This window comes from Arthrobacter oryzae, assembly GCF_003634095.1.
Classification (GTDB): domain Bacteria; phylum Actinomycetota; class Actinomycetes; order Actinomycetales; family Micrococcaceae; genus Arthrobacter; species Arthrobacter oryzae.
In genome coordinates, this window is the sequence record NZ_RBIR01000011.1 from 91,223 (window position 1) to 117,266 (window position 26,044).

General features: G+C 68.1%; 23 protein-coding genes and 1 pseudogene. 16 read left to right on the forward strand and 8 right to left on the reverse strand.

Annotated features, from left to right (window positions below):
* Nucleotides 1-211: 211 nt before the first annotated feature.
* Nucleotides 212-1,303, forward strand: coding sequence for a hypothetical protein (locus tag C8D78_RS18220; RefSeq protein ID WP_120955272.1), 1,092 nt, complete (start codon nt 212-214; stop codon nt 1,301-1,303).
* 145 nt (nt 1,304-1,448) lie between these two features.
* Here C8D78_RS18220 and C8D78_RS18225 read toward each other — a convergent pair whose 3' ends face one another.
* The 4 genes from C8D78_RS18225 to C8D78_RS18240 form a co-directional block, all read right to left on the reverse strand.
* Complete coding sequence (locus tag C8D78_RS18225) at nt 1,449-2,792, reverse strand: ammonium transporter (RefSeq protein ID WP_244208484.1); 1,344 nt, start codon at nt 2,790-2,792, stop codon at nt 1,449-1,451.
* A gap of 293 nt (nt 2,793-3,085) precedes the next feature.
* Complete coding sequence (locus tag C8D78_RS18230) at nt 3,086-4,090, reverse strand: CapA family protein (RefSeq protein ID WP_120955274.1); 1,005 nt, start codon at nt 4,088-4,090, stop codon at nt 3,086-3,088.
* Between the two features lie 29 nt (nt 4,091-4,119).
* Nucleotides 4,120-4,371, reverse strand: coding sequence for a DUF2630 family protein (locus C8D78_RS18235; RefSeq protein WP_120955275.1), 252 nt, complete (start codon nt 4,369-4,371; stop codon nt 4,120-4,122).
* A 263-nt stretch (nt 4,372-4,634) separates the two neighbouring features.
* Entirely contained in the window at nt 4,635-6,509 is a 1,875-nt protein-coding gene (locus tag C8D78_RS18240) for a Na+/H+ antiporter (protein ID WP_120955276.1), read from the reverse strand.
* A 209-nt stretch (nt 6,510-6,718) separates the two neighbouring features.
* On the opposite strand from C8D78_RS18240, the gene C8D78_RS18245 reads away from it, so the two are divergent.
* The 4 genes from C8D78_RS18245 to C8D78_RS18260 all read left to right on the forward strand — a co-directional run bounded on the left by C8D78_RS18245 (nt 6,719) and on the right by C8D78_RS18260 (nt 10,041).
* Nucleotides 6,719-7,285 carry a type 1 glutamine amidotransferase domain-containing protein gene (locus tag C8D78_RS18245; RefSeq protein ID WP_120955277.1) on the forward strand — a complete coding sequence of 189 codons (567 nt, stop codon included), beginning with the start codon at nt 6,719-6,721 and terminating at the stop codon, nt 7,283-7,285.
* An 870-nt stretch (nt 7,286-8,155) separates the two neighbouring features.
* Entirely contained in the window at nt 8,156-8,569 is a 414-nt protein-coding gene (locus C8D78_RS18250) for a VOC family protein (RefSeq protein ID WP_120955278.1), read from the forward strand.
* A gap of 297 nt (nt 8,570-8,866) precedes the next feature.
* The gene (locus C8D78_RS18255; RefSeq protein ID WP_120955279.1) at nt 8,867-9,076 is read left to right on the forward strand and encodes a hypothetical protein; all 210 of its coding nucleotides are present in this window, start codon (nt 8,867-8,869) and stop codon (nt 9,074-9,076) included.
* Nucleotides 9,077-9,246: 170 nt separating this feature from the next.
* Nucleotides 9,247-10,041: an alpha/beta fold hydrolase gene (locus tag C8D78_RS18260; RefSeq protein WP_120955280.1), complete on the forward strand. Its 795-nt coding sequence runs from the start codon at nt 9,247-9,249 to the stop codon at nt 10,039-10,041.
* 45 nt (nt 10,042-10,086) lie between these two features.
* Here the strand turns inward: C8D78_RS18260 and C8D78_RS18265 are convergent, their stop codons facing one another.
* Nucleotides 10,087-10,821: a GAF and ANTAR domain-containing protein gene (locus tag C8D78_RS18265; RefSeq protein ID WP_120955281.1), complete on the reverse strand. Its 735-nt coding sequence runs from the start codon at nt 10,819-10,821 to the stop codon at nt 10,087-10,089.
* Between the two features lie 248 nt (nt 10,822-11,069).
* On the opposite strand from C8D78_RS18265, the gene mgtA reads away from it, so the two are divergent.
* Entirely contained in the window at nt 11,070-13,805 is a 2,736-nt protein-coding gene (mgtA, locus tag C8D78_RS18270) for a magnesium-translocating P-type ATPase (protein WP_120955282.1), read from the forward strand.
* A 118-nt stretch (nt 13,806-13,923) separates the two neighbouring features.
* Complete coding sequence (locus tag C8D78_RS18275) at nt 13,924-15,291, forward strand: phosphoribosyltransferase (protein WP_120955283.1); 1,368 nt, start codon at nt 13,924-13,926, stop codon at nt 15,289-15,291.
* 13 nt (nt 15,292-15,304) lie between these two features.
* On the opposite strand, the gene C8D78_RS18280 is transcribed toward C8D78_RS18275, so the two are convergent.
* Both C8D78_RS18280 and C8D78_RS18285 read right to left on the reverse strand, forming a co-directional pair.
* Complete coding sequence (locus C8D78_RS18280) at nt 15,305-16,012, reverse strand: SRPBCC family protein (protein WP_208642004.1); 708 nt, start codon at nt 16,010-16,012, stop codon at nt 15,305-15,307.
* A 10-nt stretch (nt 16,013-16,022) separates the two neighbouring features.
* On the reverse strand, nt 16,023-16,496 hold the full coding sequence (locus tag C8D78_RS18285; RefSeq protein ID WP_120955284.1) for a universal stress protein: 474 nt from the start codon (nt 16,494-16,496) through the stop codon (nt 16,023-16,025).
* Between the two features lie 184 nt (nt 16,497-16,680).
* Here C8D78_RS18285 and C8D78_RS18290 point away from each other — a divergent pair, with 184 nt between their 5' ends.
* Complete coding sequence (locus tag C8D78_RS18290) at nt 16,681-17,553, forward strand: NAD-dependent epimerase/dehydratase family protein (RefSeq protein ID WP_120955304.1); 873 nt, start codon at nt 16,681-16,683, stop codon at nt 17,551-17,553.
* A 38-nt stretch (nt 17,554-17,591) separates the two neighbouring features.
* Nucleotides 17,592-18,623, forward strand: coding sequence for an aldo/keto reductase (locus C8D78_RS18295; protein WP_120955285.1), 1,032 nt, complete (start codon nt 17,592-17,594; stop codon nt 18,621-18,623).
* An 81-nt stretch (nt 18,624-18,704) separates the two neighbouring features.
* Here C8D78_RS18295 and C8D78_RS18300 read toward each other — a convergent pair whose 3' ends face one another.
* Nucleotides 18,705-19,436, reverse strand: coding sequence for a FadR/GntR family transcriptional regulator (locus C8D78_RS18300; RefSeq protein ID WP_120955286.1), 732 nt, complete (start codon nt 19,434-19,436; stop codon nt 18,705-18,707).
* Between the two features lie 140 nt (nt 19,437-19,576).
* Here C8D78_RS18300 and C8D78_RS18305 point away from each other — a divergent pair, with 140 nt between their 5' ends.
* From C8D78_RS18305 to C8D78_RS18335, 7 genes and pseudogenes are all read left to right on the forward strand, one after another.
* Complete coding sequence (locus C8D78_RS18305) at nt 19,577-20,872, forward strand: ABC transporter substrate-binding protein (protein WP_120955287.1); 1,296 nt, start codon at nt 19,577-19,579, stop codon at nt 20,870-20,872.
* 110 nt (nt 20,873-20,982) lie between these two features.
* On the forward strand, nt 20,983-21,936 hold the full coding sequence (locus C8D78_RS18310) for a carbohydrate ABC transporter permease (RefSeq protein WP_120955288.1): 954 nt from the start codon (nt 20,983-20,985) through the stop codon (nt 21,934-21,936).
* On the forward strand, nt 21,933-22,844 hold the full coding sequence (locus C8D78_RS18315) for a carbohydrate ABC transporter permease (RefSeq protein WP_120955289.1): 912 nt from the start codon (nt 21,933-21,935) through the stop codon (nt 22,842-22,844). The genes C8D78_RS18310 and C8D78_RS18315 overlap by 4 nt, the downstream gene beginning before the upstream one ends.
* 7 nt (nt 22,845-22,851) lie before the next feature.
* Entirely contained in the window at nt 22,852-24,000 is a 1,149-nt protein-coding gene (gene dgoD, locus C8D78_RS18320) for a galactonate dehydratase (protein WP_120955290.1), read from the forward strand.
* Nucleotides 24,001-24,098: 98 nt separating this feature from the next.
* Entirely contained in the window at nt 24,099-24,770 is a 672-nt protein-coding gene (locus C8D78_RS18325; RefSeq protein WP_120955291.1) for a bifunctional 4-hydroxy-2-oxoglutarate aldolase/2-dehydro-3-deoxy-phosphogluconate aldolase, read from the forward strand.
* The gene (locus C8D78_RS18330) at nt 24,770-25,786 is read left to right on the forward strand and encodes a sugar kinase (RefSeq protein ID WP_167467957.1); all 1,017 of its coding nucleotides are present in this window, start codon (nt 24,770-24,772) and stop codon (nt 25,784-25,786) included. The genes C8D78_RS18325 and C8D78_RS18330 overlap by 1 nt, the downstream gene beginning before the upstream one ends.
* A gap of 88 nt (nt 25,787-25,874) precedes the next feature.
* A pseudogene (locus C8D78_RS18335) lies at nt 25,875-26,044 on the forward strand (bifunctional D-altronate/D-mannonate dehydratase); the annotation flags it as partial.

Genomic DNA, 26,044 nt, shown 5'->3' on the forward strand with positions numbered 1-26,044 from the left:
CCATAAGCGAGTTCGCTAAATCGAGTGCCCCCCGCCCAACATCTTAGGCCTCAGGCCATGCGATACACAGGGACCTCTGGAAAAACTTGTGGGCCCGGCACCGGAGAGAGTTCACCTTCGGGACCACTGCTGTTCGGATCCGCACCCTAGCCTTGGCCCGGAACCCGAAGACCAGACTGAGGAGAACCAGATGCGCCCCATGAACCGTGTGATGACTGTTGCCGCAGCGGCAGCGGCAGCTGTGATGTCGGCGTCGCTGCTCGCGGCCCCGGCCTTGGCGGCGGACGACGGCAGTGCCGGCGGCCATGGACAGGAAGCACAGGTACGCCAGGACCAGCGGGACAATGCACAAGAAGGGGGCTCCCGGGCTCGGCTCAGCTTCGCCGTGATTGGCGATGTCCCGTACGGCGACGCCGAAATCCAAGCATTCCCCTCTTACATCCAGGATCTCAACTCCCACAAGGAACTGTCCTTCGTCGGGCATGTGGGGGATATCAAGAACGGCTCCTCCCAGTGCACGGACCAGTACTTCGCGGCGATCCGCAAGAACTTCGATTCCTTCGCCCTGCCGCTCGTCTACACTCCGGGGGACAACGAGTGGACGGACTGTCACCGGCCCAACAACGGAGCCTACAACCCGCTTGAACGTCTGGCGCAGGTCCGCGACACCTTCTTCCCGCGGCCCGGCACCACCCTCGGGCAGCCGATGAAGGTCAAGTCGCAGGTGCGCCAGGGGTACCCCGAAAACGTCAACTTCCAGAAGCAGGACATCGCTTTCACCGCCGTCAACATTCCGGGCAGTGACAACTCCATGCTGCCGTGGTCCGGACTCGGCAAGACGGCGCCCACCGCGGAACAGGTCACCGAGGTCCGCGACCGGACGGCCGCGGACATCCGCGAAATGAAGGACACCTTCCGGAAGGCGCGCGAGGACGGCAGCCGGGCCGTGGTGGTGATGACGCAGGCCGACATGTTCGACCCCACGGTCGCCAACCCGGCCCAGGCGGACTTCGGGGCCTACAAGCCGCTCGTCCACACCCTGGTCGAGGAAGCCAACGCCTTCGGCGGCCCCGTCTACTTGATCAACGGCGACAGCCACGTCTACAACCAGGACCACCCGCTGGCGGCCGGTTCCTCCTGGCTCACGTTCTACGGGCAGGGCGTCGCGGCCACCAATCTCACCCGGGTCACCGTGGACGGCTCCAGCAACGCCCGGGACTGGCTGAAGGTCACCAGCAACCCGGCCGGAACTCCTGATGTGCTCTCCTTCGAACGGATCGCGTACACGCACCCGGCCTCCTGAGCGGGCCGGCGCCGGGCCCGGGCCCGGGACCGCGGCCGCGCTGCCAGCAAGCCTCGGCAGCGCGGTCGAGCGCAGCGATCCGGCGCAACGAACGAGGACGACGGCGGGAGGTCCCGCCGTCGTCCTCTGCGTTTGGTCCGGGCCGTCAGACCAGGCTGTCTTCTTTCTCGTGCTGGGCTGCCAGGACTGCGTGGGCGGATGTCGCTGCGTGCAGGCCGTGCGTTGCGCCGACATGGTGGCCGAACGGGCTGAAGCGGCTGAAGCCGAGTTCGGCAAATGCGTAGGCGGTTTCGGCGTGCTGGGTCCGGTCGACGCCGGCGAGTTCGTCCTCGCGGCTGACCCGGAAGCCGAGCGTCTTGTGGAGGGCGAGGCCGATCACCGCAGTGCCGAGGCCGGACACCGCGACCGTGATGAGGACTGCAACGGTCTGTGCGATCAGCTGGTGGAAGCCGCCGCCGTAGAACAGCCCGCCGCCCGCACCGCCCGCCGGGAGGGCGATGAAGCCCAGCGCGAGGGTGCCGATGAGGCCGCCGCCGAGGTGGACGCCGACGACGTCGAGCGAGTCATCGAGGCCGAACTTGAATTTCAGGTCCACGAACACGGCGCAGGCCGCGCCGGCCACGAGGCCCAGGCCCAGGGCGGCGAGCGGGCTGATGTTGGCGCACGACGGCGTGATGGCCACCAGGCCGGCGACGGCGCCGGACGCGGCGCCCAGGGAGGTGTGGTGGCCGTGGCGGAGCTTCTCGGTGACGAGCCAGCTGATCATGGCCGCGGCGGGGGCCGCCAGGGTGTTGACCCAGATCAGGCCGGCCTGCTGGACGGTGGTGGCGGCGCCGGCGTTGAAGCCGAACCAGCCAAACCAGAGGATGCCCGCGCCGAGCATGACGAAGGGGATGTTGTGGGGGCGGTGGTTCGGGTCTTTGCCGAAGCCGTGCCGGTTCCCCAGGATCAGGACCAGAACCAGTGCTGCGGTGCCGGAGGCGATTTCCACTACGGTGCCGCCGGCGAAGTCGATGACCTGGCCGAAGACGGCGCTCACGGCGCCGCCGGCACTCATGAGGCCCCCGCCCCAGACCATGAAGGCCAGCGGGCAGTAGACGAGGGTGATCCACACCGGGACGAACAGGGCCCAGGCGGTGAATTTGGCGCGGTCCGCGATGGCGCCGCTGATCAGGGCCACGGTGATGATGGCAAATGTGGCGCTGTAGCCGGCCTTGATCAAGTCCGGCGAACCGATGATGTTGCTCAGGCCGAAGTTGGCGAAGGGATTGCCGAACACGCCGAGGACGCCCTGGCCCGTGCTCATCGAATAGCCCCAGAGAACCCACACGACGCCGACGATTCCGATCGAGACGAAGCTCATCATCATCATGTTGAGCGAGGCCTTGGCCCGGGTCATGCCGCCGTAGAAGAGGCCCAGCGCGGGGGTCATCAGGAGCACGAGCGCCGCCGACACAATCATCCAGACGCTTCCAGCAGTGAGTTCCACCGGCGAGTCCCTTCTCGTCATTCTTCCGTACCGGGACACGTCGCCGCCGGCCCCCCGATCCGGGTTTAATCCTCGCGGAGCCATGTTTCAGGCAATGGGGCGGAAAGTTGCGGGCACGTTACAGGAATCGCCGTAACGTGAAGATCGCGTGACCGCCATGTTTCAGGAATGTAAACAGGGCCTCTCCAGCTCGCCCGTCGGGCGCAGTCCGCCGGCACCGGATGGGCGGAACTGCGCGGGCCGCGGAGTCTCCCTGCGCCGGCGGGCAGTGAGGCGTCCCCGCGGCGTCGGTTTCACCCGGGAGTTCCGCCCTGCCGGAGCGGAATCTCCAGGCACCGCTCGGCTGCGTTCCACTCGCTCCTGGTGCCCAGTTGCCTGCTTAGGCGCTGCATCCGGGCGGCAATATCCTGCGCTGAACGTCCTGCCAGGCGGGCCCGGAAGCCGGCGATGACAGTGGGGTACAGCCGCAACATGCGGGGCTCGGCGCCTTCGGTTTCAAGCACGAAAATAAACGACTGGTCATTGCGTTCGTCCGGGTCCACGGCGTAGTCGTCAACAAAGTCCCCCGCGCTGTAAATGATTGGGCGGTTCCGGTGGATCCCGACGCCGCGGAAAATATGCGGCGAGTGGCCGAACACGACGTCGGCTCCGGCGTCGACGAGGTCCCGTGCGAGGCTCCGGTGCCGGTCCGGGACTTCGGAGCCCCAATTGCCTCCCCAATGGGCCGACACGATGAGCAGCTGGACGCGGGGCCTGGTCCGCCGGACCAGATCCAACAATTCCGAGCCGCGCCGGCCGCCGTCGTCCGCGGGATCGTCCTCCACGGGGACGTAGTGGATCCCGGGGGCGGTGTCACCGGCTTCCCAGCCGGGCTCGTTGTCCGTGAAGGCAATGAATCCGACGTCGGTGGCGCCCACGCGCCGGACGGCCGGCCGTCTGGCCGCGTCCAGGTCCAGGCCGGCCCCGGCGTGCAGGATGCCGCGGCCGTCAAGCGCCGGGAGCATTTCCCGGAACGCGTCCTGGCCGAAGTCCAGGACGTGGTTGTTGGCCAGCGAAACGATGTCGATCCCGGCGGCGAGCAGGCTGTCCACGTTTTTCAGGTCCGAGCGGAAGTGGAACACCTTGCCGGGCTCGGGCCGGCCGCCGGACGCCAGGACGCACTCGAGGTTGGCGATGCGGAGGTCGGCCCGCCGGAGGAGCTCCAGCGTGTCACCCCACGGATGGGCGGGAGCGGCCGTTTCCAGGTGCCGGTTCACCAGCCGGCCCAGCATGACGTCTCCCAGCAGCGCAATTTGCATGGCGATGCCCGCCAGGTCGCGGCTTGAGGTTAGCTTTGGTAGCCCTCGACCTCGCTGACCGGCCGCACCTCAGCCTCGTCAGGGTTTTCGCCATAGTCCTTTTTCGCGCGCCGCTGGCGGAGCAGGTCCCAGCACTGGTCAAGCTGTTCCTCCACCTGCTGCAGCCTCAGGATGTCCGGGGCTCCGGTCCCGCCCCCGGCAGGCTGGGCCGGGCCTTCGCGGAGGACGTGTTCTTCCTCCACCAGCGCCTTGATGCGCTCCAGGATGTCTTGGTTGTCCACAGTGTCCTCATTTCGTCCGACGGCGGCGGGGTCCGGGTCTTTTTGCGGGTCCCTTCCCAGCCTACGGACGGCAAACGCCCCTGAACAGGGCTGCCGCGGCGCGCGCCTGCGGCAGCCTTCCTCCGGCGGACCCTGGCGACGTCGTTCCCCTGGCGCGCGCTGGCGGCGTTACCCGCACACGGCGGACGCTGGCGGCGTCGTTCCCCCTGGCGCGCGCCCGCGGAGCCCGCACCCGTCCGGATGCGGGGTCCGGAGCCGGGCACCTAGCCGAGGAGTTCGTCCGTGTAGCACCAACGCCAGTCCTCGCCCGGTTCGACGCTGCGCATGACGGGGTGGCCGCTGGCGCGGAAGTGTTTGTAGGCGTGGGTTCCGGGCGAGGAATCGCAGCACGCCACGTTGCCGCAGTGCAGGCACATCCGCAGATGGACAGGTGTGGTCCCTTCCCGCCGGCATGCGGCGCAGTAGGGATCCGTGGGCACCGCCGGGTCCGGGGCCGACTCCAGGTGGGGGCACACTCCGCCGGGCTGTGCGATCCCCTCGCCGCCGCCACTGCCGGAGGTGTCGGATTCCTCCAGGGAGACATCCAGCATGGACTCCTCGACGTCGAGCCGGTCGAGGACGCCGACGAGGACCTCGTGGGCGTATGCGCCGCCGCGCCTCAGCTCGAGGACCTTGGCGCGCTCGGCGTCCAGCATCGCCAGCCGCAGCTGGGCGTAGCGCCGGCTGGGAGTGGCGGCCTCCGCGGACGGACGGCCCAGCCGTTCCCAGGCGGCCAGTCCGCGTTCCTGTGTACGCCGCTTCAGCATGGCCACGACTTCCGGGGGATCGCTGTCCGAGCGCAGTTCCTGGAGCCGCTGCACGCCGGCCGCCGTGGCAAGCTGCATGAGCGACGCCTGGTTGAGCGCGTCCTCGTGGGGGTCCGGGCCCTTGAGCCGCAGCAGCCGGACGAGGGCCGGAAGGGTGAACCCCTGCAAAGTAAGGGTGCCGGCCACCACCACGAGGGCCATCAGGATGAGGACGGACCGGTGCTCCAGGTCAGCGGGCAGCACCAGGACGGCGGCAAGCGTCACCACGCCGCGCATGCCGGCCCAGGAGACGATCGCGGGAAACTGCCAGGGCGGCGCGGGGTCGTTGCGTCCGATTGAGGGAATGAGCCTGGGCAGGTACGTTGCGGGGAAGACCCAGAGCGGGCGCAGGACCAGCACGGCCAGCAGCACCACCGCGCAGCCGAGCCAGATCCGTTCCGCGCCCAGCGAGTCATCCTGGACGCCCTCGATGATCGTCCGGACCTGCAGCCCGATCAGGAGGAACACCGAGTTCTCCAGGAGGAACTGGACCGTGTTCCAGTTGCTGCGCTGGCTCAGCCGGGCGGCCCCGTTCGGCATGGACGGCGCCTTGGTGCCCATGATCAACCCGGTGACGACGACGGCCAGAACGCCGGAGGCGTGGATCGCCTCCGCCGGGAGGTAGGCCACGAGCGGCGCGACCAGGGACGTGGAAGTATTGATGGCCACGTTGCGGATCCGTTTGCGGAGCCCCGTGAGGACGTAGGCCGCGGCAATGCCCACCACCAGGCCGCCGCCGGCCGCAAGGAGGAACCCGCCGGCAATCGCCGCCGCGGAAACTGTTCCCGCTATTGCCGCGATGGCGGCGCGCAGGCAGACCAGTGCCGTGGCGTCGTTGACCAGGGATTCACCTTCCAGGATGGTGACAATCCTTCGGGGCATGCCCACTTTCCGGGCAATGGCGGTCGCGGCCACGGCGTCCGGCGGTGCGACGACGGCGCCGAGTGCCATTGCCGCCGCCAACGGGATCTCGGGAAACAGCCAGGCGACCACCAGGCCGATGCCGATTGTGCCGAAAATGACGTAGCCGACCGACAGCAGCCCGATGGCGCGGCGGTTGGAACCGAAGTCGAACAACGAGGTCTGCAGGGCCGCCGCGTAGAGCAGTGGCGGAAGCAGCCCGATCAGCACGAGCTCGGGGTTCAGCTCGATCGTCGGAACGAAGGGCAGGAAGGAACATACAATTCCGACCAGCACCAGTAGGAGCGGTACTGAGACGTTGATTTTGTGGCCAAGCGCGCTGCAGGCACAGACAATGGCGACGAGGGCCAGCAGCCCGAAAGCGACTTCCATTGCCCTATTCTGTCAGCTCGCCGCTCCCGGCCGGCGGGATCCCCGAATGGAATTATCAGCTTGCTTATTACTTTGTCGCTTTCTAGAGTTGAAATTGCCAAGCCAGCCGATCCGGCAAGTCGGATGGGGCTGCAAGCGAACTCATTCTTTATGCGGGTGCCGGCCGCGGCCAACCGCCGCCCGGCCCCGCCCCGGCACAAGGAGGTCACATGTCACAGCACAATATTTCGGGCAAGAAAGTCGCGTTCCTGCTTACGGACGGTGTGGAGCAGGTGGAGCTGACCAGCCCGTGGAATGCGGTCAAGGAGGCCGGCGGTGTACCCACCTTGGTCTCGCCCAAGACCGGCCAGCTGCAGGGCTATAACGGCACCGAGAAAGGCCAGAAGTTTACGGTCGACCTCGCGGCCGGGCAGGCCGACGCCGCCGACTTCCATGCCCTGGTCATCCCCGGAGGCGTGGTCAACGCCGACCACCTCCGCGTCGACAAGGATGCCCAGGCGTTTACCCGGGCCTTCTTCGAGCAGCACAAGCCGGTGGCCTCCATCTGCCACGGGCCGTGGATGCTCATCGACGCCGGGGTGATCCGTGGCAGGAACGTGACCTCGTATCACACGCTCCAGACGGATCTGAGGAACGCCGGCGCGAACTGGACTGACCAGGAGGTGGTGGTGGACCAAGGACTGGTGACGAGCCGCAACCCGCATGACCTCCCGGCCTTCAATGCCAAGCTCCTTGAGGAAATCGCCGAGGGCGAGCACGCGGGCCAGACGGCCTGACTCCCGTGGCCCCGGGCCAGGGCTTAACCGCCGTGCCCGCGCTCCTTCCCGGTTGCTTTGCCACCCGGGCGCGGTGACGCCCGGGTTTACGGCCTTTCCGGCGGCCGGCGCCGGTCCGGGCCCCGAGCAACCGGGCAGGAAGGAGAACGTGCGGGCCAGACGGCCTGACTCCCGTGGCAGCGGGCTAGACGGCTTCACCTCGTGGCCCCGGGCTAGACGGCCTGACCGCGTGAAGCCGGGCCAGACGGCTTAACCCCCGAGCCCGCGCTCCTTCCCGGTTGCTTTGCCACCCGGGCGCGGCGACGCCCGGGTTTACGGNNGCGGGCCTGACCGCGTGAAGCCGGGCCAGACGGCTTAACCCCCGAGCCCGCGCTCCTTCCCGGTTGCTTTGCCACCCGGGCGCGGCGACGCCCGGGTTTACGGCCTTTCCGGCGGCCGGCGGCGGTCCGGGCCCCGAGCAACCGGGCAGGAAGGAGAACGTGCGGGCCAGACGGCCTGACTCCCGTGGCCGCGGGCTAGACGGCCTGAATCCCGAGTGCGCGGGCCACGGCTTAGCCCACGTGCCCGCGCTCCTTCCCAGTTGCTTTGCCACCCGGGCGCGGCGACGCCCGGGTTTCCGGCCTTTCCGGCGGCCGGCGCCGGTCCGGGCCCCGAGCAACCGGGCAGGAGCGCAGATGCACAGGAGTTCGTGGGCGGAACGGCTATGTGAGGGCACCTACCCACGCTCTCCTTTTTGGGGCAGGATATGCCGTGTACAGTGCACCGCCGTTGCTGCCGCGCTGCATGGCTATCCCACCAGCGGCTACCCACCGCCGGTCCCCGCAGCGCCGACCCCGGCAGCGGCGCCCCCGACAGAATGGAGTCCCGGAGATGACCACGCTCAATCCGTACCTCGGTTTCCGCGACAACGCAAAGGATGCCATGACGTTCTACCAGTCGGTGTTCGGCGGAGAACTGACCATGAGCACCTTCGCCGAATACCACGCCAGTGAAGACCCGGCGGAGCAGGACAAGATCATGCATGCCCAGCTCCGGACCGACGGCGGCATGGTGCTCATGGGCGCGGACACGCCCAACAGCATGGACTACACCGCCGGCAACAACTTCTCCGTGTCCCTGAGCGGAACCGACGAAGCCGAGCTCCGCGGCTACTTCGACAAGCTGGCCGACGGCGGCACGGTCGCCATGCCGCTGGACAAGGCCCCCTGGGGCGACGTCTTTGGCATGTGCAAGGACAAGTTCGGCGTCGACTGGCTGGTGAATGTCGGCTCCGAGCCCGCGTAGGCGGCGAGCCGATCGGGCTGGGCTCATCCCGGCGCCGGCATTCCCGCCGCGGTGCGGTGAGGACGCCGGCGTCGTGCATCCGGCCACCGTGAGGATCCCGGCTCGCGCTTGAAGCCGTGAGGATGCCGGCGCCGGCATTCCCGCCATGGTGAGGACGCCGAGGTCGAGCTTCCCGCCGGTGCGTCCCGTTGAATCCGGGCCCAAAACCGCTCGGCCCAGACGGCAGTTGGCGCTATCCTGAAGGCGGCCAGGATAGTGCAGGTACGAGTCCATCCGCCTGGCCGGGAGAGGCATGCAATGACCGAGAAACTGCACCTCAGTCCGGGAGATGAATTCCCCGAGGACCTCAGCAAGGTGGCCGACAAGGAGCTTCAGGTCCTCGACAGCCAAGTCCAGCGCCAATTGGACTACGAGTACGTGGCTGAGGGGGAGCCCAATCCGGAGACGGAATTCCGGCACTATGACCTCGATGAGGAGTTCCAGGAGCGGGACAAGCGGGACGACTGACCGGCCGGATCATCCGGGGACGCTCGGCTTTTCTGCATGGCTTCCCGCATCTAGTCAGCATGCTTACTAGACTGGGTTGACCATTCTGCAACGAAACGAGCACCTATGGCCCCGGCCGCTGCCACGCGCCCCCTCCCGCAACCGCGCTGCCTCCTGCACCAAGGCGCGGCATGAGCGGCCCGGTCCGCATGGAGGTGTCTGCGGCGGGCCACGCCGGGCATGTCTACGCCTCGCGTGCGCCTGGCGGCCGGTCCGCCACCCCCGTCGTGCTCATCCACGGGATCGGCGCGTCGCACCGCTACCTGCGCCGGCTGCATCGCCTCCTGGCCGGCTCGATGGACACCTATTCCATTGACCTGCCGGGCTTCGGGGCAACGCCCAGGCCCCGGAACACCCTTTCGGTCGCCGACCACGCCCGCTACATCCTGGGCGCCATGGAACAGCTTGGCGTGGCCGAATTCATTCTCGTGGGGCACTCGATGGGAACACAGTTCGCCACTGAGGCGGCCCTTCAGGCGCCGGGGCGGGTCCAGCACCTGGTGCTGATGGGGCCGGTGGTTGATCCCCGGCGCGGCACAGTGGTCCAGCAGGCCCTGGCGCTGGGCCGGGACGCCTTGTTCTACGAAAGCCCCTCCTCAAACGCCGTGGTTTTCACCGACTACCTGCGGTGCGGCCCTGCCTGGTACTTCAAAACCCTGCGGGTCATGATGGAGTACCCCTTGGCGGAGCGAATCACGGGCGTCACGGCGGAGATCCTCGTGATGCGGGGCGCCAACGACCCCGTGGCGGACGCGGACTGGAGCCGCCGGCTGGCCGGGCTGGCCCGCCGGGGGCAACTGATGGAGGTCCAGGGGACCGGACACGTCGTTCAGCACACCCGGGCACTGGAGGTGCGGGATGCGATTCTGGCTTTCACGGGCCCCCGCGCGGCGGTGGGTGACGCGCTGCCGGGCCATCCGGAGTAGCCGGCGGGTTCCAGACAGGGCCGTCTGCGCCAAACGGTGGTGCGGTCAGGCGTCGAAATGAGTCCGGGTGGGCCCCTGGCCCAGTGACTCGACCACCCCGGCCGCGACCGCGTGAAGCTTGATGTTCCGGGCGCTTGACGCCGATTTCAGGAGCTCGAACGCCTCGTCCTGGCTGCAGCGGTTCTGCGCCATGATGATCCCGACCGCGACGTCGATGCCGGTTCGGGTTTCCAAGCTGGCCTTCAGATTCGCGGCTGTGTCGCTGCTCTGCGCAAACCGGACCGCGAGCCGCAGGGCCATCGACGTCTGGCGGACGAAATCCCGGGCCAGTCCCGTGGCCCGGGCATCGAACCGGCCCGGCCGGTGCGAATACAGGTTCAAGGCGGCCCGGGTTTCGCCTTCCAGCAGGAACGGCACGGCAAGGATGGACCGGAAACCATGCCCGCGCACGGCCAGGGCGTACTGCGGCCAACGGCCATCGCGTTCGAGGTCACGAACGTGGATGGTTTCCTGCTCCCGGGACGCCGTCATGCACGGGCCGTCGCCGTAGGCGTACTGGATCTCGTCCATGGCCTGCGCGGCGGGGCTGCTGCTGGCAACAGTGGCAGCCTTCCGGTGCCGAAGGAGCGTGATGCCGCAGAGGATCTCGTCCCCGGGCTCTGACAGGCTGCGCGCCGAGATCCGGGCGAGCTCGCCAAGGAACTCCTCGACGTCGGAGCTGGTGAGCACCAGTTCATTCAGGTGCTTGTTGATTGAATTTTCGGTTGACTCGCTGGCCACTTATCTGTTGTGCCGTTTCACTCAGGTCAGGACGACCCGGCCGTGCTTCCCACCGCGGCAAGTGGCGGATACGGCAGCGGCCAGCCGGATCGAAGAACAATCCAACGGCTTGCTGCAAAACCGTACCGGGAGAGTATATCCATCCGGGCACGCGGGCTCCACCCGCTGATCGGGGTCCAAAGGCCCCCGAACTGTCTGTCCGGGGACGTAGGCTGTGGATTAAACGAATTGTCGTGAACGGAATCTGCATGCCGGACCTCGATCTCAAGGACTCACGCACCGCCCCTCTGGCAATCACCCGCGCCGCGGCCAGCCCCGCGGCCGCCGTGCTGGGAGACCTGGGCTCCGGCGAGGACGGACTCAGCGGTGCAGAAGTCGCCAGGCGCCTGACAGAGGTGGGGCCGAACGCGGTGCGGACCCATATGGCCAGCGGGTGGTCGGTCCTGGGCCGGCAGCTGGCCAGCCCCATCCTGATCCTGCTGCTCATCACCGCGGGGCTCTCGCTTTTCCTCGGGGACGCCACGAACGCGATCGTCATCGGCGTGATCCTGCTGGTCAGCGTCGGCCTCGGGTTCAGCAACGAATTCCGGGCCGAACGCGCCGCGGAGGCCTTGCACTCGCGTGTCTCGCACCGCGCCGTCGTGGTCCGGGACGGGGCCCCGGCGGAAATCGATGTCACCGCGCTGGTGCCCGGCGACGTCGTCCACCTGGGGATCGGGGCGATCATCCCCGCGGACATGCGGGTGCTGGCGGCGAAGGACCTCCTGTGCGATGAAAGCATCCTGACCGGCGAATCGTTGCCTGCCGCCAAGGATCCTGCGCCCGTGCCCCAGGATGCCCCGCTGGGGGACCTGAGCAGCTGCCTCTTCATGGGGACCGTGGTCCAGTCGGGCAGTTGCACGGGAGTGGTTGTCGCCACCGGCGGGCGGGCGGAATTCGGCAGGATCGCGCTGGGCCTCGGCGAGCGGCAGCCGCAGACCGAGTTCCAGCTGGGCCTGAAACGGTTCTCCTTCCTGCTGTTGCAGGTGGCCATCGGGCTGACGTCCCTGATCTTCGTCGCGAACCTGCTGCTGCAGCGGCCGGTGATCGAATCGCTGCTGTTCTCCCTGGCGATCGCCGTCGGCATCACCCCGCAGCTGCTGCCCGCGGTGGTCAGCACCAGCCTGGCCACCGGCACCCGGCAGCTGGCCCGCCGAAAGGTCCTCGTGAAGCGCCTGGTCTGCATCGAGGACCTCGGCGACATGGACATCCTGGTCACGGATAAGACCGGGACGTTGACCGAGGGCCGGATCAGCTTCACCGCCGCGCTGCCAGTCGGCCCGGCCGTCCCGCCAGCTGAACTGCTCACGCTCGGGCTCCTGGCCACCGAGGCCGACTACGCCGAGGCGAGGCGCTCAACAATCGGCCTGAACCCGCTGGATGCCGCCCTGTGGGAATCGTCCGAGGCCGCGGACTTCCGGCCGGAGCGCTACGAACGCCTGGACGTCATCGACTTCGACCACCAGCGGCGCCGCACGAGCGTGCTGGTGCGTGAGGCCGGCGGACCCGCCCGCATCATCACCAAGGGCTCGCCGGAAGACGTCCTCGCCCTGTGCGTTGGCACCCCCGCGGAGGTGCAGGCGGTGCTGGACCAGCAGTTCGACGCCGGATCCCGGGTGGTGGCGGTCGGAACCCGGCCGGCGGACGGGCTGGAGGACCTGACGCCGGCCGACGAATCGGACCTGGTCCTTGCCGGGTTCCTCGTCTTCCTGGACCGGCCCAAAACCAACGCCCGGGCCTCGCTGGACCAGCTCGAGGCGCTCGGCATCATGGTCAAAATCGCCACCGGAGACAACGCCAGGGTTGCCGAAAAGGTCTGCGACGAACTCGGCGTCCTCTCCGGCGGGACGCTTAGCGGCGCGGCGGTGGAAGCCATGTCGGACCAGGAGCTGGCGGTCGCGGCACGGGAGGCCAGTATCTTCGCCCGCGTTTCGCCCGAGCAGAAGGCCCGGATCATCCGGCTGCTGCGGCAAAGCGGCGGTGCCGTCGGGTTCATGGGCGACGGCGTCAACGACGCCCTGGCACTCCACGCCGCGGACATCGGCATCTCGGTGGACAGCGCCACCGACGTCGCCAAGGACGCGGCCGACGTCGTGCTTCTGGACAAGGACCTGGGCGTCCTGGCCGAAGGCGTCAGGGAAGGCCGGCGGATCTTTGCCAACACCATCAAGTACGTCCTGATGGGCACCTCCAGCAACTTCGGCAACATGTTCAGTGCGGCCACGGCCTCGGTGCTGTTGAGTTTCCTGCCGATGCTGCCGGGCCAGATCCTGCTGAACAACCTGCTCTACGACGCCGGCCAGCTGGCCATTCCGGGGGACCGGGTGGACAAGGAGCAGCTGGTGGCCCCGTCGCACTGGGACATCGGCTTCATCCGGCGCTTCATGTTCCTGTTCGGCCCCATCAGCTCCATCTTCGACTTCGCCACGTTCGCCCTGATGCTGTTTGTCTTCGACGCGGTTCCCGGCGAGTTCCGCGCCGGCTGGTTCATCGAGTCCATCGTGACGCAGACGCTCATCATCTTCGTCATCCGGACCCGGCGCGTGCCGTTCTTCCGGAGCAGGCCGTCGGCGGGGCTCATCGGCGCTTCCCTGGGCGTGGTGGCACTCGGGGTGTACCTGCCGTTCTCGCCGCTGGCTGGTGTGCTGGGATTCGACCCGCTGCCGGTCCCGTTCTTCCTGGCCCTGCTCGGCATGGCGGCGGTGTACCTGGTGCTGGTGGAAGTGGCCAAAGTCTGGTTTTACGCCCGGGCCGCGCAACAGCCCCGGCCACTCAGGGCCGCTCCTGTCCGGCGCCGCGGCCGCACCCACCACATCGCGCGGCGGGCCGCCCGCTTCAGCATCCCTGCGCCAAGGCCCCTGCTCATCAACCGCGGCCCGGGCTGGCGCCGCAGGCGCAAAACCGGGCACAAAGGCCCTCACAGGGTTAAGGCCCCGGGCGGATAGTTGGAGGGAACGGCCATCTCGTCAATTTCTGGCCCGCAGGGCCCGTAGGGACGCCGGTTCAGCAGCGCAGGAACCGGCAGGGCCGATGGCCGACGTTTCGACTGGAGAGCCATAACCCATGAGCATTTTTGAGGACAGGGTTGACGCAGGAAGGCAATTGGGCCGGCGCCTGGCGGAACTGCGCGGCCAGGACATTGTGGTCCTGGGCTTGCCGCGCGGCGGCGTGCCCGTCGCCTTCGAGGTGGCCGCCGCACTGGACGCTCCCCTGGACGTGATCGTGGTCCGGAAACTCGGGCTTCCGTACCAGCCCGAACTCGCCATGGGGGCGATCGGTGAAGGCGGGGCCAAGGTCCTGGACGAGCAGGTCCTGGCCCACGCCCGGGTCAGTGAAGCCGAACTCCGTGCGGTTGATGAGCGCGAACGCGCCGTGCTGGAAAACCGGGTGGTGCTGTTCCGGAAGGGCCGGAGCCGGCAGGATCTCACCGGACGCATTGCGGTGATCGTCGACGACGGGATCGCCACCGGCTCCACAGCCCGCGTCGCCTGCCGAATAGCCCGCAAACAGGGTGCCGCGCGGGTGATCCTGGCCGTTCCGGTCGCCCCGGCGGACACGCTCGCGAACCTGAACGAACCGGATGAAGTGGTCTGCCTGGCCACGCCCCGCCAGTTCACCGCCGTCGGCTACCACTACCGGGACTTCTCGCCCACCGACGACGACGAGGTGGTGCGCCTGCTCGATCTTGCAGCCAAACGCCTCGAGGCCTCGCCGCCGTCGACATTCCGGACCGGGCCGGGGACCCGCGCCGGGAGCGCCGCCGACGTCGATGAGGAAGTGGAGATCCCGTCCCGCGGGGTGCGGCTCCAGGCCCAGCTCCACCTTCCGGTCCCGGCCCGGGCCGTAGTGCTGTTCGCCCACGGCAGCGGCAGCAGCCGCCACAGCCCCCGGAACCGTTACGTGGCCGGCGTCCTGCAGCAGGCCGGTCTGGGCACGCTGCTGCTGGACCTGCTGACGCCCGCGGAGGAACGCCACCGCGCCAACGTCTTTGACATCGAACTCCTGGCCCGCAGGCTGTCCTCGGCAACCGACTGGCTTGCCACCCGGGAGGACGCGGCCTCGTGCGCCGTCGGCTACTTCGGTGCCAGCACTGGCGCTGCGGCGGCGCTGTGGGCGGCGTCCGAGCCGTCCGCGCGGATTGCGGCCGTCGTCTCACGCGGGGGTCGCCCCGACCTCGCCGGACCGCGGCTGTCCGCCGTGACTGCGCCCACGCTCCTGATCGTGGGAAGCCTGGACTACGAGGTCCTCGAGCTCAACCGCAAGGCCAAAGCGCTGATGCGCAGCCCCAGCCAGCTCGCCGTCGTGCAGGGCGCCACTCACCTGTTTGAAGAACCTGGCACGCTCGCTGCCGCGGCCATCCTCGCACGGGACTGGTTTATCGATTACCTGCTGACCCCGGACGGAACCAACCCGCGGGCTGCGGGCGTCTGAACGGCCTGAACGGTTAGACGCCGTGCGCCCCGCGGCCCTCGGCCCTGTTCCGGATGCCCAGCAGCATCCGCCGCTCCATCAGGAACTGCACCGGCTCCAACAGCGGGCGGAGGAGCAGCCCCGCGGCCACCGGCGAATAGTCGTAGCGGGTGCGTGAGACGAGCCTGCACGCCTGGGACCCCACCGGCCGCAGCACGAAGGCCCAGCCGACATCCACCCGGGGCCCGGCCGGAGGCCCGCCGTCCGGAGGTATCCGCGGCGACATCCGCAGCGTGCGCAAGTCGATGGTTCCGCCCAGGCCCAGGGCTGCTTCGGGCTGGAGAAGCCTGACCGAAAGGCCGCCGTCGGGGGACAGCGGAACAGTGTCGCCGACTTTCAGGTGCTGCAGTTCAGGGCGAATCCTGTCGGCGCTGTGAATGCCCAGTCCCGCGGCATTCTCCAGCCAGTCGTAGGAATACATGCCGCCGCGTCCCGCGCCGAGCTGGAGGAGCCACGGCCAGACGTCTGACACCGGGGCCGCAATCGTGACGGCGCGGGTGCTCTGCATGCGCGGCCCGGGCACGAACTCGTCCCCGGCGAGCGGGCCTGCCGCCTCCTGGGTAGTGGCTCCCCAGAGCAGGAGCCGCGGCCGGACAGCCAGGACATATGCGGCCCCCGCCGCCGCGGCGGCCAGCGCGGCGAGTGGTCCGCGCAACCGGCCGGGAACGTGCGGGCCGCTCACGCGCCGGACCTCACCCGGCGGTCTGAGCGCCCTGACGGTCGTCCGCACCCTGGCCCACCACCATCACGGGGCAGTGGGCGTGGGCCACGCAGGCCCCGCTCACCGAGCCCATCACCTGATGGAGAAATCCGCCCTTCCCGCGCCGGCCCACCACCAGCATTTGGGCGTCCTGGCTCTCATCGATAAGGACCTTGGCCGGCGCCCCGAACTTGACCGAGCGGGTGAGCCCCTCCGGGCGCGAATCGCCGAAGGCGCGCTCCAAGGCCTGGTCCACGAGGCGTTTGGCGGTCTCCTCAAGCTGCGTGGCGGTGGGCGTGCTGTCCTCCGGCAAGTGGGATGCAAGGAAGAAATCGGACGTGCCCAGGCACGTGATGACCTCCAGCGGGACGTTCAGGCTCGTGGACATCCGCCCCGCGAGGCGGAGCGCCGTCGTCGAAAATTCGGAACCGTCCACGCCCACGACAATGCGCTGATCACCATTCATGGTCCCCAGACTTCCCCCTGCTCCCGGGACTGCCTAGGGCCGAAAGTCACGCGGGGCTGGGCAGCGTGCCGGCCTCCCCTTAGGGTGGAACAGTGATTGCCGGCGCCCGACCAGGCGTTGGCCACGACCGGACCACGTGCTGGACCATGACGGTCAGCAGAGCCTGCCACCCGAGGAGTTCCTGATGAGAGTTGCTGTTACCGGAGGAAGCGGAAAGCTGGGACGGAGCGTCGTACGTCGGCTGAGCGAAGACGGCCATGAGGTGACCAACCTGGACCGGACGGGCGTGCGCGGGCGCGGATTTACGGAGGTGGACCTGCGTAACTACGGCCAGGTGGTGGATGTGTTCCTGGGGTTGGAGGACCGCCATGCGGGGTTCGACGCCGTCGTGCATCTGGCCGCCATCCCGGCCCCCGGCCATGCCCCCGACGCGGCCACATTCGAGAACAACACGCTGTCCACCTACAACGTGTTCCAGGCCGCCCGCCGGGCCGGGATCAAGAAGATTGTGTACGCCTCCAGCGAGACGGTGCTGGGACTGCCGTTCGACGTCGACCCGCCCTATATCCCGGTGGATGAGGAATACCCGGCCCGGCCGGAGAGCACCTACTCCCTGGTCAAGCATCTCGAGGAGCAGATGGCCATCGAGCTGACCCGCTGGGACCCGGACCTGAGCATCACTGGCCTGCGTTTTTCCAACGTGATGGACCCGGAAGACTATGAGGAGTTCCCGGCGTTCGACCACGACGCGGCGCTGCGCAAGTGGAATCTCTGGGGCTACATCGACGGCCGGGACGGCGCGCAGGCCGTGGCCAGGGCCCTGGAGCACGGCAGGGCCGGGTTCGAGGCGTTCATCATCGCGAACGAGGACACCGTGATGAGCCGTTCCAGTGCCAGCCTGGCCGCCGAGGTCTTCCCCGACGTCAAAGTGGTCAAGGACCTCGGCGAGCACGAGACACTGCTCTCGATCGACAAGGCCAAACGGCTCCTTGGCTACGCCCCCGAGCACAGCTGGCGGAACTACCATCCCTCCCGGACCACCCCGACCGAAGACTGAAGCACCCGCAACCCATCCACCGACCACTGAGGAGTTCCATGCAATACCGCACCCTGGGCAACAGCGGCGCCGTTGTCTCCACCTATGCCCTCGGCACCATGACCTTCGGGGCCGAGGCCACCGAGGAGCAGTCCCGCGCCATCCTGGATGATTACTTCGCGGCGGGCGGCAACTTCATCGACACCGCGGATGTCTACAGCTCGGGGGTGTCCGAGGAAATCATCGGACGCTGGCTGGCCGACCGGACTGAGATCCGCGACCGGGCCGTCATCGCCACGAAGGGCCGCTTCCCGATGGGGACGGCCCCGAACGACGTCGGGACCTCCCGCCGGCACCTAACCCGGGCGCTGGATGAATCGCTGCGCCGGCTGGGCGTGGAGCAGATCGATCTGTACCAGCTGCACGCATGGGATCCGGTCACTCCGCTGGAGGAGACTTTGCGGTTCCTGCACGACGCCGTCAGCAGCGGCAAGATCGCCTATTACGGCTTCTCCAACTTTCTGGGCTGGCAGCTGACCAAGGCCGTCCATGTGGCGAAGGCCCAGGGCTGGAGTGCCCCCGTGACGCTGCAGCCGCAGTACAGCCTGCTGGTCCGCGAGATTGAGTCCGAGATCGTCCCGGCCTCGCTGGACGCCGGGATCGGCCTGCTGCCGTGGTCCCCGCTCGGCGGCGGCTGGCTGTCCGGAAAGTACAAACGCGACCAGCCGCCGGCCGGGGCCACCCGGCTCGGCGAAAACCCGAAACGCGGCATGGAGGCCTGGGAGGCGCGCAACGCCGATCCGCGCACCTGGGACGTCCTCGCCGAGGTGCAGGAAACCGCCGCACGGCATGGCGTGAGCCCGTCCCAGGTTGCGCTGGCCTGGCTGGCGGACCGGCCGGCGGTCACCTCGGTGATCCTGGGCGCCCGCAGCCTGGAGCAGCTCAAGGACAACCTGGCCGCGGCCGATCTGCGGCTCACCGAGGGGGAGACGGAGCGGCTGACCGAGGCCAGCCGGCCGCGCGTCGGCGTCTATCCGTACGGGCCGATGGCGCAGGAGCAGCGCAGCCGGAAGCTTGAGGGCGGCCGCTAGCCCCCGGCCTTAACCAGCCAACGCGGGGTCACTTCGCGCCGGTCCAGAGGGTCGGGATGGGCCGGAAGTGACCCCGCGTTGTTATTCGGGGTGGTGGTGGCTGGACCAGATGTCACCCATTTCCTCGGTGGATTGCTCCACGATCCGGCTCATGGCGGCGTGTGCCGCATTGGCCTCGCCCCGCTGGATCGCGTTGGCCACGTCGGCGTGGAGTTGCAAGGCCTCGTGGTGAGGCAGGTGCGGCATGAGCCCGTGTTCCGTGCGACCAGTCAAGACCTCGGTGACGAGGTTGTGCAGCTGGGAGAACATGGGGTTTCCGGAGGCCCGCAGGACGGCGGCGTGGAATTCAATATCCAGGCGGAGGAATTCGTCCTGGTTCCCGCGCTGCCCGGCGGCCCACAGCCGGGCGGCCTGGGACACGAGGTCGCTGCCGGCATCCCACGACGCGCGCTCGGCTGCCAGGCGCGCCGCTTGGGGTTCGATTGCGCCGCGGAGCTCGTTCAGGGCCTGGAGTTGCTCCAGCCGCCTGGAGGACGCGAGCCGCCAGCGGATGACCTGGGGGTCGTAAGCGTTCCATGATTCTTCAGGCTGCACTACCGTGCCCAGCCGGCGCCGCGACTCCAGCATGCCCTTTGAGGATAGAACCCGCGTGGCCTCCCGGACTACGGACCGGGACACGTTGTGCTGGGCTTCCAGCTCATCCAAACGCAGGATCGAATGCGGCGACAAGGTCCCCTCGGCAATGGCGAGCCCCAGCTTCTGGACCAGCGCGGAATGCAGATCAGCCGACGACTCCGCCTTTGGGGTTTGCATAAATAAATCATACTGGTGGGGCGCAAGGGCTTGTTTAAATCTGCTTTATTTACCTAAGATCGCTTCCAGAGCAGATGTAAAGATGCATTTGCAGTTGGCTGGACAGAGACGCCCGGCCCTGAAAACCAAAGGAAGTCGTAATGAAGCGACGTTCAATTGCGAAGTACGCGGCTGTGGCCGCGGTCCTGTCCCTGGGGCTGACTGCCTGCGGCGGGGCCAGCGGCAGCACCGACGCAAAGACATCGGGCACTGTCCGCGTCACCCTCGCGAACCACGTCTGGACCGAAGGCATCAAGGCGGCCATTCCCGAGTTCGAGAAGTCGACCGGCCTCAAGGTCGAACTGACCCAGCTGGGCGAGGACCAACTCTCGGACCAGTACAACGTCAAGCTCAACGCCGGCAGCGACGAGATCGACGTGATGATGTACCGCCCGCTCCAGGAAGGCAAAGCCTTCGCCAAGAACGGCTACCTCGCGGATCTGACCAGCAAGGTCTCCTCGGACCCCACCTGGGACTGGAAGGACTACCAGGATGGCCCGGTCAAGGCCTCTACCGTTGACGGCAAGGTGGTAGGCGTTCCGATCATCACCGAGCGCGAAGTCCTTTATTACCGTAAGGACCTGCTGAAGGCCGCCGGCCTCGAGGTTCCGAAGACCATGGACGAGCTCGAAGCAGCGGCCAAGGCCATCAAGGCTTCCTCTCCGGGCACGGCCGGCTTCGTGGCCCGCACCGGCAAGTCCGCCGCCGTCACCCAGTTCTCCAGCTTCCTGTACAGCTTCGGCGGCGACTTCACGGACGCCGCCGGCAAGTCCGCCGTAAACTCCGCCGCCGCAAAGAAGGCCTACGCGTTTTACGGCGGACTGATCAAGAACTACGGACCCGCCAACGTCAGCACCGACATGAGCTGGCCCGAGGCAATGGCAATCTTCACGCAGGGCAAGGCTGCCTTCTACACCGAGGCCGACTCGCTCTACAAGAACGCCACCGACCCGGCCAAGTCCAAGGTGGCCGACACGGTCGGTTTCGCCGCCCTGCCCGCGGGCCCGGCAGGATCCAAGCCGTACAACATCCCGTCCTGGGGCCTCGCCATCAACCAGGCATCAAGCAACCAGGACAACGCCTGGAAGTTCATCCAGTGGGCCACCAGCAAGGAACGCACCCTCGAGGCCCAGAAGGCCGGTGTCCCCGGACCCCGGGCCTCGGTCTGGGCAGACCCGGCCGGAACCTCCACCTACCCGAAGGACCTCGCCCAGGCCATCTCCGTCAGCGCCAAGAACGGCGTCGGACACGACCGTCCCCAGGTTGTCACAGTAGGCAAGGCCCGCGAAATTGTGGGCAGCCCGATCGTCGGCACCATCACCGGCGCTGACGCCTCCGCCGCGGCCGACACCGCGAACGATGCCTTCCAGAAGTTCCTGGACAGCGAAAAGAAGTAGCGCGCACGGCGCGTGACGCGCCCGTGCCCTACACGGCCCGGCGGGACGGCAGTCCGCTGCCGTCCCGCCGGGCCAGCTCTTCACTTCACCCCCAACTCCTTAGGTGAACCATGTCTGTATTGACCCCTCCCCGCAGCGCACCATCCCGGAAGGCCGCCCGCCCACCTGGCGCACGCGAAAACTTCTCGGGCTGGGCTAACCGGCACCGCAAGTGGCTCTTCGCCGCACCCGCCATGATCTTCGTCGGCGTCCTTATCGTCTTCCCCCTGGCCTGGACCCTGTACTTGAGCCTCACGGATTCGCAGGGCTCGGTCCGGGCCGCCTCGGAGTTTGTCGGCCTGCAGAACTACCTCACGGTCCTGTCCGACGTCGAACGCTTCTGGCCCGCCGTCGGCCGGACGCTCAGCTTCACCGGCGTTGCCCTCGTCTGCGAGGTGGTGCTCGGCATGGGCATCGCGCTGCTGCTGTGGCGCCCGTTCCGCGGCGAAAAGTGGGTCCGCGTGGCCATCCTGCTCCCGCTGGTTGCCACGCCCGTGGCCGTCGGCATGATGTGGCGGCTGATCTTCGACCCCAACATCGGCTTCGTCAACCAGCTGCTCGGCATGGCCGGCATTCCCGCCCAGCCCTGGCTGTCCGGCCAGGACACGGCGCTCGGCACCACCATCTTCATGGACGTGTGGCAGTGGACCCCCATGGTGGTCCTGATCCTGCTGGCCGGGCTGACCTCCCTCTCCGAAGAGCCCGACGAGGCCGCCCGCATGGACGGCGCCAACGCCTTCCAGCGCTTCTTCTTCATCACGCTGCCGCTCATGATGCCCACCGTGATCGTCGCCATCCTGCTCCGGGGCATCGACGCCCTCAAGACCTTTGACATCCTCTACGCCACCAAGGGCAAAGGCGGCGGGTCCTTCCACGAAGTCGAAACGCTCAACGTCTACGCCTACGGGCTGAGCTTCGACTACAACCAGTACGGGCTCTCCTCCGCGGTGCTGATCCTGTTCTTCATGATCATCATCGGCTCCATGTGGCTGCTGACCATGCGCAAGAAAGCGGTAAGCAAATGACCGTCCAGACAGAAAACACCGAAGATACTCAAAACGCCGAACCCCAGACCGCCCTCGCCGGGCCCGCCAGGACGGCGCCGGGCCGACGCAAGCCTGTGGGGACCCGGGCGTACAAGGTGTTCCGCGTCGCCGCACTGGCGGCCGTGGTGCTGTTCCTGCTCGCCCCGCTGTTCTGGATGCTGCTGGCCTCCCTCAAGACCAACGTGGACATCTACGACACCGGCAAGTCGTTCTTCTTCACTCCCACCTTCGAGAACTACGCCAATGTGCTGCAGCGGAACAACTACTTGGTCTTCATCTTCAACAGCTTCTGGGTGGCCTTCGTCTCCACGGCCCTGTCGCTGGTCCTGGGCGTGCCCGCCGCGTACGCCATGAGCCGCTTCACGATGCACCGCTCGGCGCTTGTGGTCCTGATGGCCCGCGTCATCCCCGGCGTCTCCCTGCTGGTGCCCTGGTACTACGTCTTCTCCAACCTGAAGATGGTGGGCGGCTTCGAGGTGCTGATCCTCAGCCACATGTTCGTCGCGCTCCCGCTGATTGTGTACATCATGATGAGCTACTTCGATTCCCTGCCGCTGGAGCTGGAGGAATCCGCCCAGGTGGACGGCCTCACCCCGATCGGCGCCTTCCGCCGCATCACCCTGCCGCTCTCTGTCGCCGGCATGGCCACCGCCGGCATCCTGTCTTTCATCTTCTCGTGGAACAACTTCATGTTCGCCCTGGTGCTCTCGGGCTCCAAGACCAAGACCCTGCCGGTCGCGATCTTCGACTTCGTCTCCTACGCCAGCATCGACTGGGGCGGACTGATGGCGGCCGCCACCGTGGTCACCATCCCGATCATGATCATTGCGCTCTTCACGCAGAAGTACATCGTCTCCGGCATGACCGCCGGCGCGACCAAGGGCTAGGCAGCACATGACTCGCATCAGCAGGATTGAAACCTTCCTCGTCGCGCCTCGCTGGCTCTTCGTCCGGATCGAGACCGAGAGCGGGATTGTCGGCTGGGGCGAGGCCAGCTGCGAGGGCCGCAGCGAAACCGTCCGCACCGCCGTCGACCAGCTCTCCGAGCTCCTCATCGGCAACGACGCGCTCCGGATCGAGGACCACTGGCAGGTCATGACCAAAGGCTCCTTCTACCGTGGCGGGCCCATCCTGGCCAGCGCCGTCTCCGGCCTGGACCAGGCCCTGTGGGACATAGCGGGCAAGCATTTCAACACCCCCGTGCATCAGCTCCTCGGCGGCCACGTCCGGGACCGGATCCGGATGTACGGCTGGGTGGGCGGGGATGAGCCCAACGAGGTGGCCGACCAGATCAGCGCCCAGCTGGAGGTCGGGCTCACCGCCGTCAAGATGAATGCCAGCGGCCGGATGAGCCCGATCGCCACGGCGGCGGAGCTCGACGGCGTCGTCCGCCGGGTTGCCGCGGCCCGCGAGGTCCTCGGCGACCACCGCGACGTCGCTGTCGACTTCCACGGACGCTTCAGCCTGGCCAACGCCCGGCGCGTGGCGCCGTTGCTGGAACCGTACCGGCCGTTCTTCCTCGAAGAACCTGTGGTTCCGGAAAACACGCACATGCTGCGCGAGTTCACCTCCTCCACCACGACGCCGGTGTCCACCGGCGAGCGGCTCTACAGCCGGCAGGAATTCCTGCCGGCGCTGCAGGCCGGCATTGCCGTGGCCCAGCCGGATCTCTCGCACGCCGGCGGCATCACCGAGGTCCGGAAGATCGCCTCCCTGGCCGAAATCTACGAGGTCCAGCTGGCCCCGCACTGCCCGCTGGGACCGCTGGCGCTGGCAGCCTGCCTGCAGGTGGGCTTCGCCACGCCCAACTTCCTGATCCAGGAGCAAAGCATAGGCATCCACTACAACCAGGGCGCCGAAGTCCTGGACTACGTGGTGGACAAGTCCCCGCTGAAGTTCGTGGACGGGCACATCGAACGGCTCACCGGACCGGGCCTGGGCATCGAGATCGATGAGGCGGTGGTCCGTGCCGCGGACAAGCGCGGGCACGCCTGGCGCGGACCCGTCTGGCGGCACCCCGACGGCGCGTTCGCCGAGTGGTGAATCCAGGAACGGTACGCCCCGGAACGGTGAACCCCGGAACGGTAAGCCCAGGAACGGTAAGCCCAGACCCGGGCGCCTCGACGAAGGAGAACCCTGACATGGAAAACACGTTGACGCCCGAAGGGCTGCTCGCCGGGATCCGGGAGGCCCGGCTGGTGGCAATAGTGCGGGGCACGGAGGGGGGCGCCGCCGCGCGGGCAGCCCTCGCCGCGATGGAGGAGGGCTTCCGCTACGTCGAAATTGCGCTCACTACCCCGGGGGCGCTCCAAGCGATCCGCGAGGTCCGCGCGGCCGCACCGGAGGGCTGCTTCGTCGGGGCCGGAACCGTGCTGACGGTCCAGGACGTTCACCGGGTTGCCGAGGCGGGCGGCCAGTTCATGGTGACCCCGTCACTGGCTGCGTCGATCGCCGAATCGGCCCGGCTGGGACTGCCGGTGCTGGCCGGCGCGCTGACCCCAAGTGAGGCCTTTGAAGCCATGAACCGGGGCGCCACCGCGGTGAAACTCTTCCCGGCCTCGATCGGCGGACCGGGCTATCTCAAGGCGCTCCGCGATCCCTTCCCCGGGATCCCGTTCATCGCAGTCGGCGGCGTCGGCCTGGGTGAAGCTGCCGGCTACTGGGAGGCCGGCGCCATCGCCGTCGGGCTCGGCGGGCCGCTGTTCGGCGACGCCGGCTCCGGCGGCGACCTCGCCCCGGTGCGGGAACGGGCCCGCGGCTTCGTGGCCCTGGCCTCGGAATTCGGCCGTGCTCGTGCGGAGAGCCTGCGGTGATGGCCGCCGTCGCCCACGCACCGCAGGCCGTTGACCTGCTGACCTTCGGCGAGTCCATGGTCTCGCTGCGGTCCGCCGGCCCGCTGTCCGCCGGAGGCACCCTGGGCATGCACGTGGCCGGGGCGGAATCCAACGTCGCGGTCGGCGTCGCCCGGCTCGGGCACAGCGTCACGTGGGCCGGGGTGGTCGGTGCCGACCCACATGGCGAATACATCCTGCGGCAGTTGCGCGCCGAGGGGATCGGGCTGCGGCACCGGATTGACGCCGCACGGAACACCGGGGTGATGTTCCTCGAACAACGCACGGCGGACGTCACCCGGGCTTTCTACTACCGCGCCGGATCCGCCGGATCAACCCTCGGCCGGGAGGACCTGGACCGTGCCTTGAGCGCCGGTGCCCGGATCCTGCATCTGACCGGCATCACCGCCGCCCTCGGTCCCGACGCCAGAAAGGCCGTGGAGTACGCGGCCGAGCGCGCCGCCGCCGAAGGCATTCAGGTCTCCCTCGACGTCAATTACCGCAGCAAGCTCTGGTCCCGGGAGGAGGCCCGCGCTGTGCTCACGCCGCTCGCCCGGCACGCCAGCATCGTGATCGCCTCCGAGGACGAGCTCGGACTGGTCGCCGCTGTGGTCGGGGCGCCCCAGACTGGATCACGGGACCCCGACGCCGGTGCAGACGCCGCCGAATCAGCGATGGCCACCGAACTGCTGGAACGCGGGGTCCGTGAAGTCGTCATCAAGCGCGGCGCAGCCGGTGCGGGCGTCCACACCGCCGGCGGGCGCTGGGAGGCGCCCGCCATGCCGGTGACCAGCATCGATACCCTGGGGGCCGGGGACGCCTTCACCGCCGGCTACCTTTCGGCCCTGCTCGATGGTGCCGACGTCGCCGGCCGCCTGCAGCGCGGCGTCCTGACGGGAGCTTTTGCCGTGAGCACCGGCGGGGACTGGGAAGGCCTGCCGGGCCGCGCGGAGCTGGCGCTGCTCGGGAGCACCCCGGGCGGAACCACGCAGCGCTGACCCCCGGGACGCCCGAAAGCACTCCGGGCAGCTGACCGGCTGACGGCCATCCTCCGCCCCCCACCGAAAGACAAGATAAGGACCTGTTGTGAAAATCATTGCCGCTGAAGTCTTCGTGACCAGCCCCTCCCGGAACTTCGTGACCCTGCGGATCACCACAGAAGACGGCGTGACCGGGATCGGGGACGCGACGCTGAACGGGCGCGAGCTCGCGGTGGCCGCGTACCTGAAGGAACACGTCGCGCAGCTGCTGATCGG

Excerpts from the sequence above, each read along its gene's own strand:
- C8D78_RS18230 (WP_120955274.1), bottom strand. The coding sequence starts at position 4,090 with ATGCAAATTGCGCTGCTGGGAGACGTCATGCTGGGCCGGCTGGTGAAC.
- C8D78_RS18250 (WP_120955278.1), top strand. The coding sequence starts at position 8,156 with ATGACCACGCTCAATCCGTACCTCGGTTTCCGCGACAACGCAAAGGAT.
- C8D78_RS18330 (WP_167467957.1), top strand. The coding sequence starts at position 24,770 with ATGGCCGCCGTCGCCCACGCACCGCAGGCCGTTGACCTGCTGACCTTC.
- mgtA (WP_120955282.1), top strand. The coding sequence starts at position 11,070 with ATGCCGGACCTCGATCTCAAGGACTCACGCACCGCCCCTCTGGCAATC.
- C8D78_RS18255 (WP_120955279.1), top strand. The coding sequence starts at position 8,867 with ATGACCGAGAAACTGCACCTCAGTCCGGGAGATGAATTCCCCGAGGAC.
- C8D78_RS18325 (WP_120955291.1), top strand. The coding sequence starts at position 24,099 with ATGGAAAACACGTTGACGCCCGAAGGGCTGCTCGCCGGGATCCGGGAG.
- C8D78_RS18310 (WP_120955288.1), top strand. The coding sequence starts at position 20,983 with ATGTCTGTATTGACCCCTCCCCGCAGCGCACCATCCCGGAAGGCCGCC.
- C8D78_RS18290 (WP_120955304.1), top strand. The coding sequence starts at position 16,681 with ATGAGAGTTGCTGTTACCGGAGGAAGCGGAAAGCTGGGACGGAGCGTC.
- C8D78_RS18275 (WP_120955283.1), top strand. The coding sequence starts at position 13,924 with ATGAGCATTTTTGAGGACAGGGTTGACGCAGGAAGGCAATTGGGCCGG.
- C8D78_RS18300 (WP_120955286.1), bottom strand. The coding sequence starts at position 19,436 with ATGCAAACCCCAAAGGCGGAGTCGTCGGCTGATCTGCATTCCGCGCTG.
- C8D78_RS18315 (WP_120955289.1), top strand. The coding sequence starts at position 21,933 with ATGACCGTCCAGACAGAAAACACCGAAGATACTCAAAACGCCGAACCC.
- C8D78_RS18295 (WP_120955285.1), top strand. The coding sequence starts at position 17,592 with ATGCAATACCGCACCCTGGGCAACAGCGGCGCCGTTGTCTCCACCTAT.
- C8D78_RS18305 (WP_120955287.1), top strand. The coding sequence starts at position 19,577 with ATGAAGCGACGTTCAATTGCGAAGTACGCGGCTGTGGCCGCGGTCCTG.
- dgoD (WP_120955290.1), top strand. The coding sequence starts at position 22,852 with ATGACTCGCATCAGCAGGATTGAAACCTTCCTCGTCGCGCCTCGCTGG.
- C8D78_RS18245 (WP_120955277.1), top strand. The coding sequence starts at position 6,719 with ATGTCACAGCACAATATTTCGGGCAAGAAAGTCGCGTTCCTGCTTACG.
- C8D78_RS18220 (WP_120955272.1), top strand. The coding sequence starts at position 212 with ATGACTGTTGCCGCAGCGGCAGCGGCAGCTGTGATGTCGGCGTCGCTG.
- C8D78_RS18260 (WP_120955280.1), top strand. The coding sequence starts at position 9,247 with ATGAGCGGCCCGGTCCGCATGGAGGTGTCTGCGGCGGGCCACGCCGGG.
- C8D78_RS18285 (WP_120955284.1), bottom strand. The coding sequence starts at position 16,496 with ATGAATGGTGATCAGCGCATTGTCGTGGGCGTGGACGGTTCCGAATTT.
- C8D78_RS18240 (WP_120955276.1), bottom strand. The coding sequence starts at position 6,509 with ATGGAAGTCGCTTTCGGGCTGCTGGCCCTCGTCGCCATTGTCTGTGCC.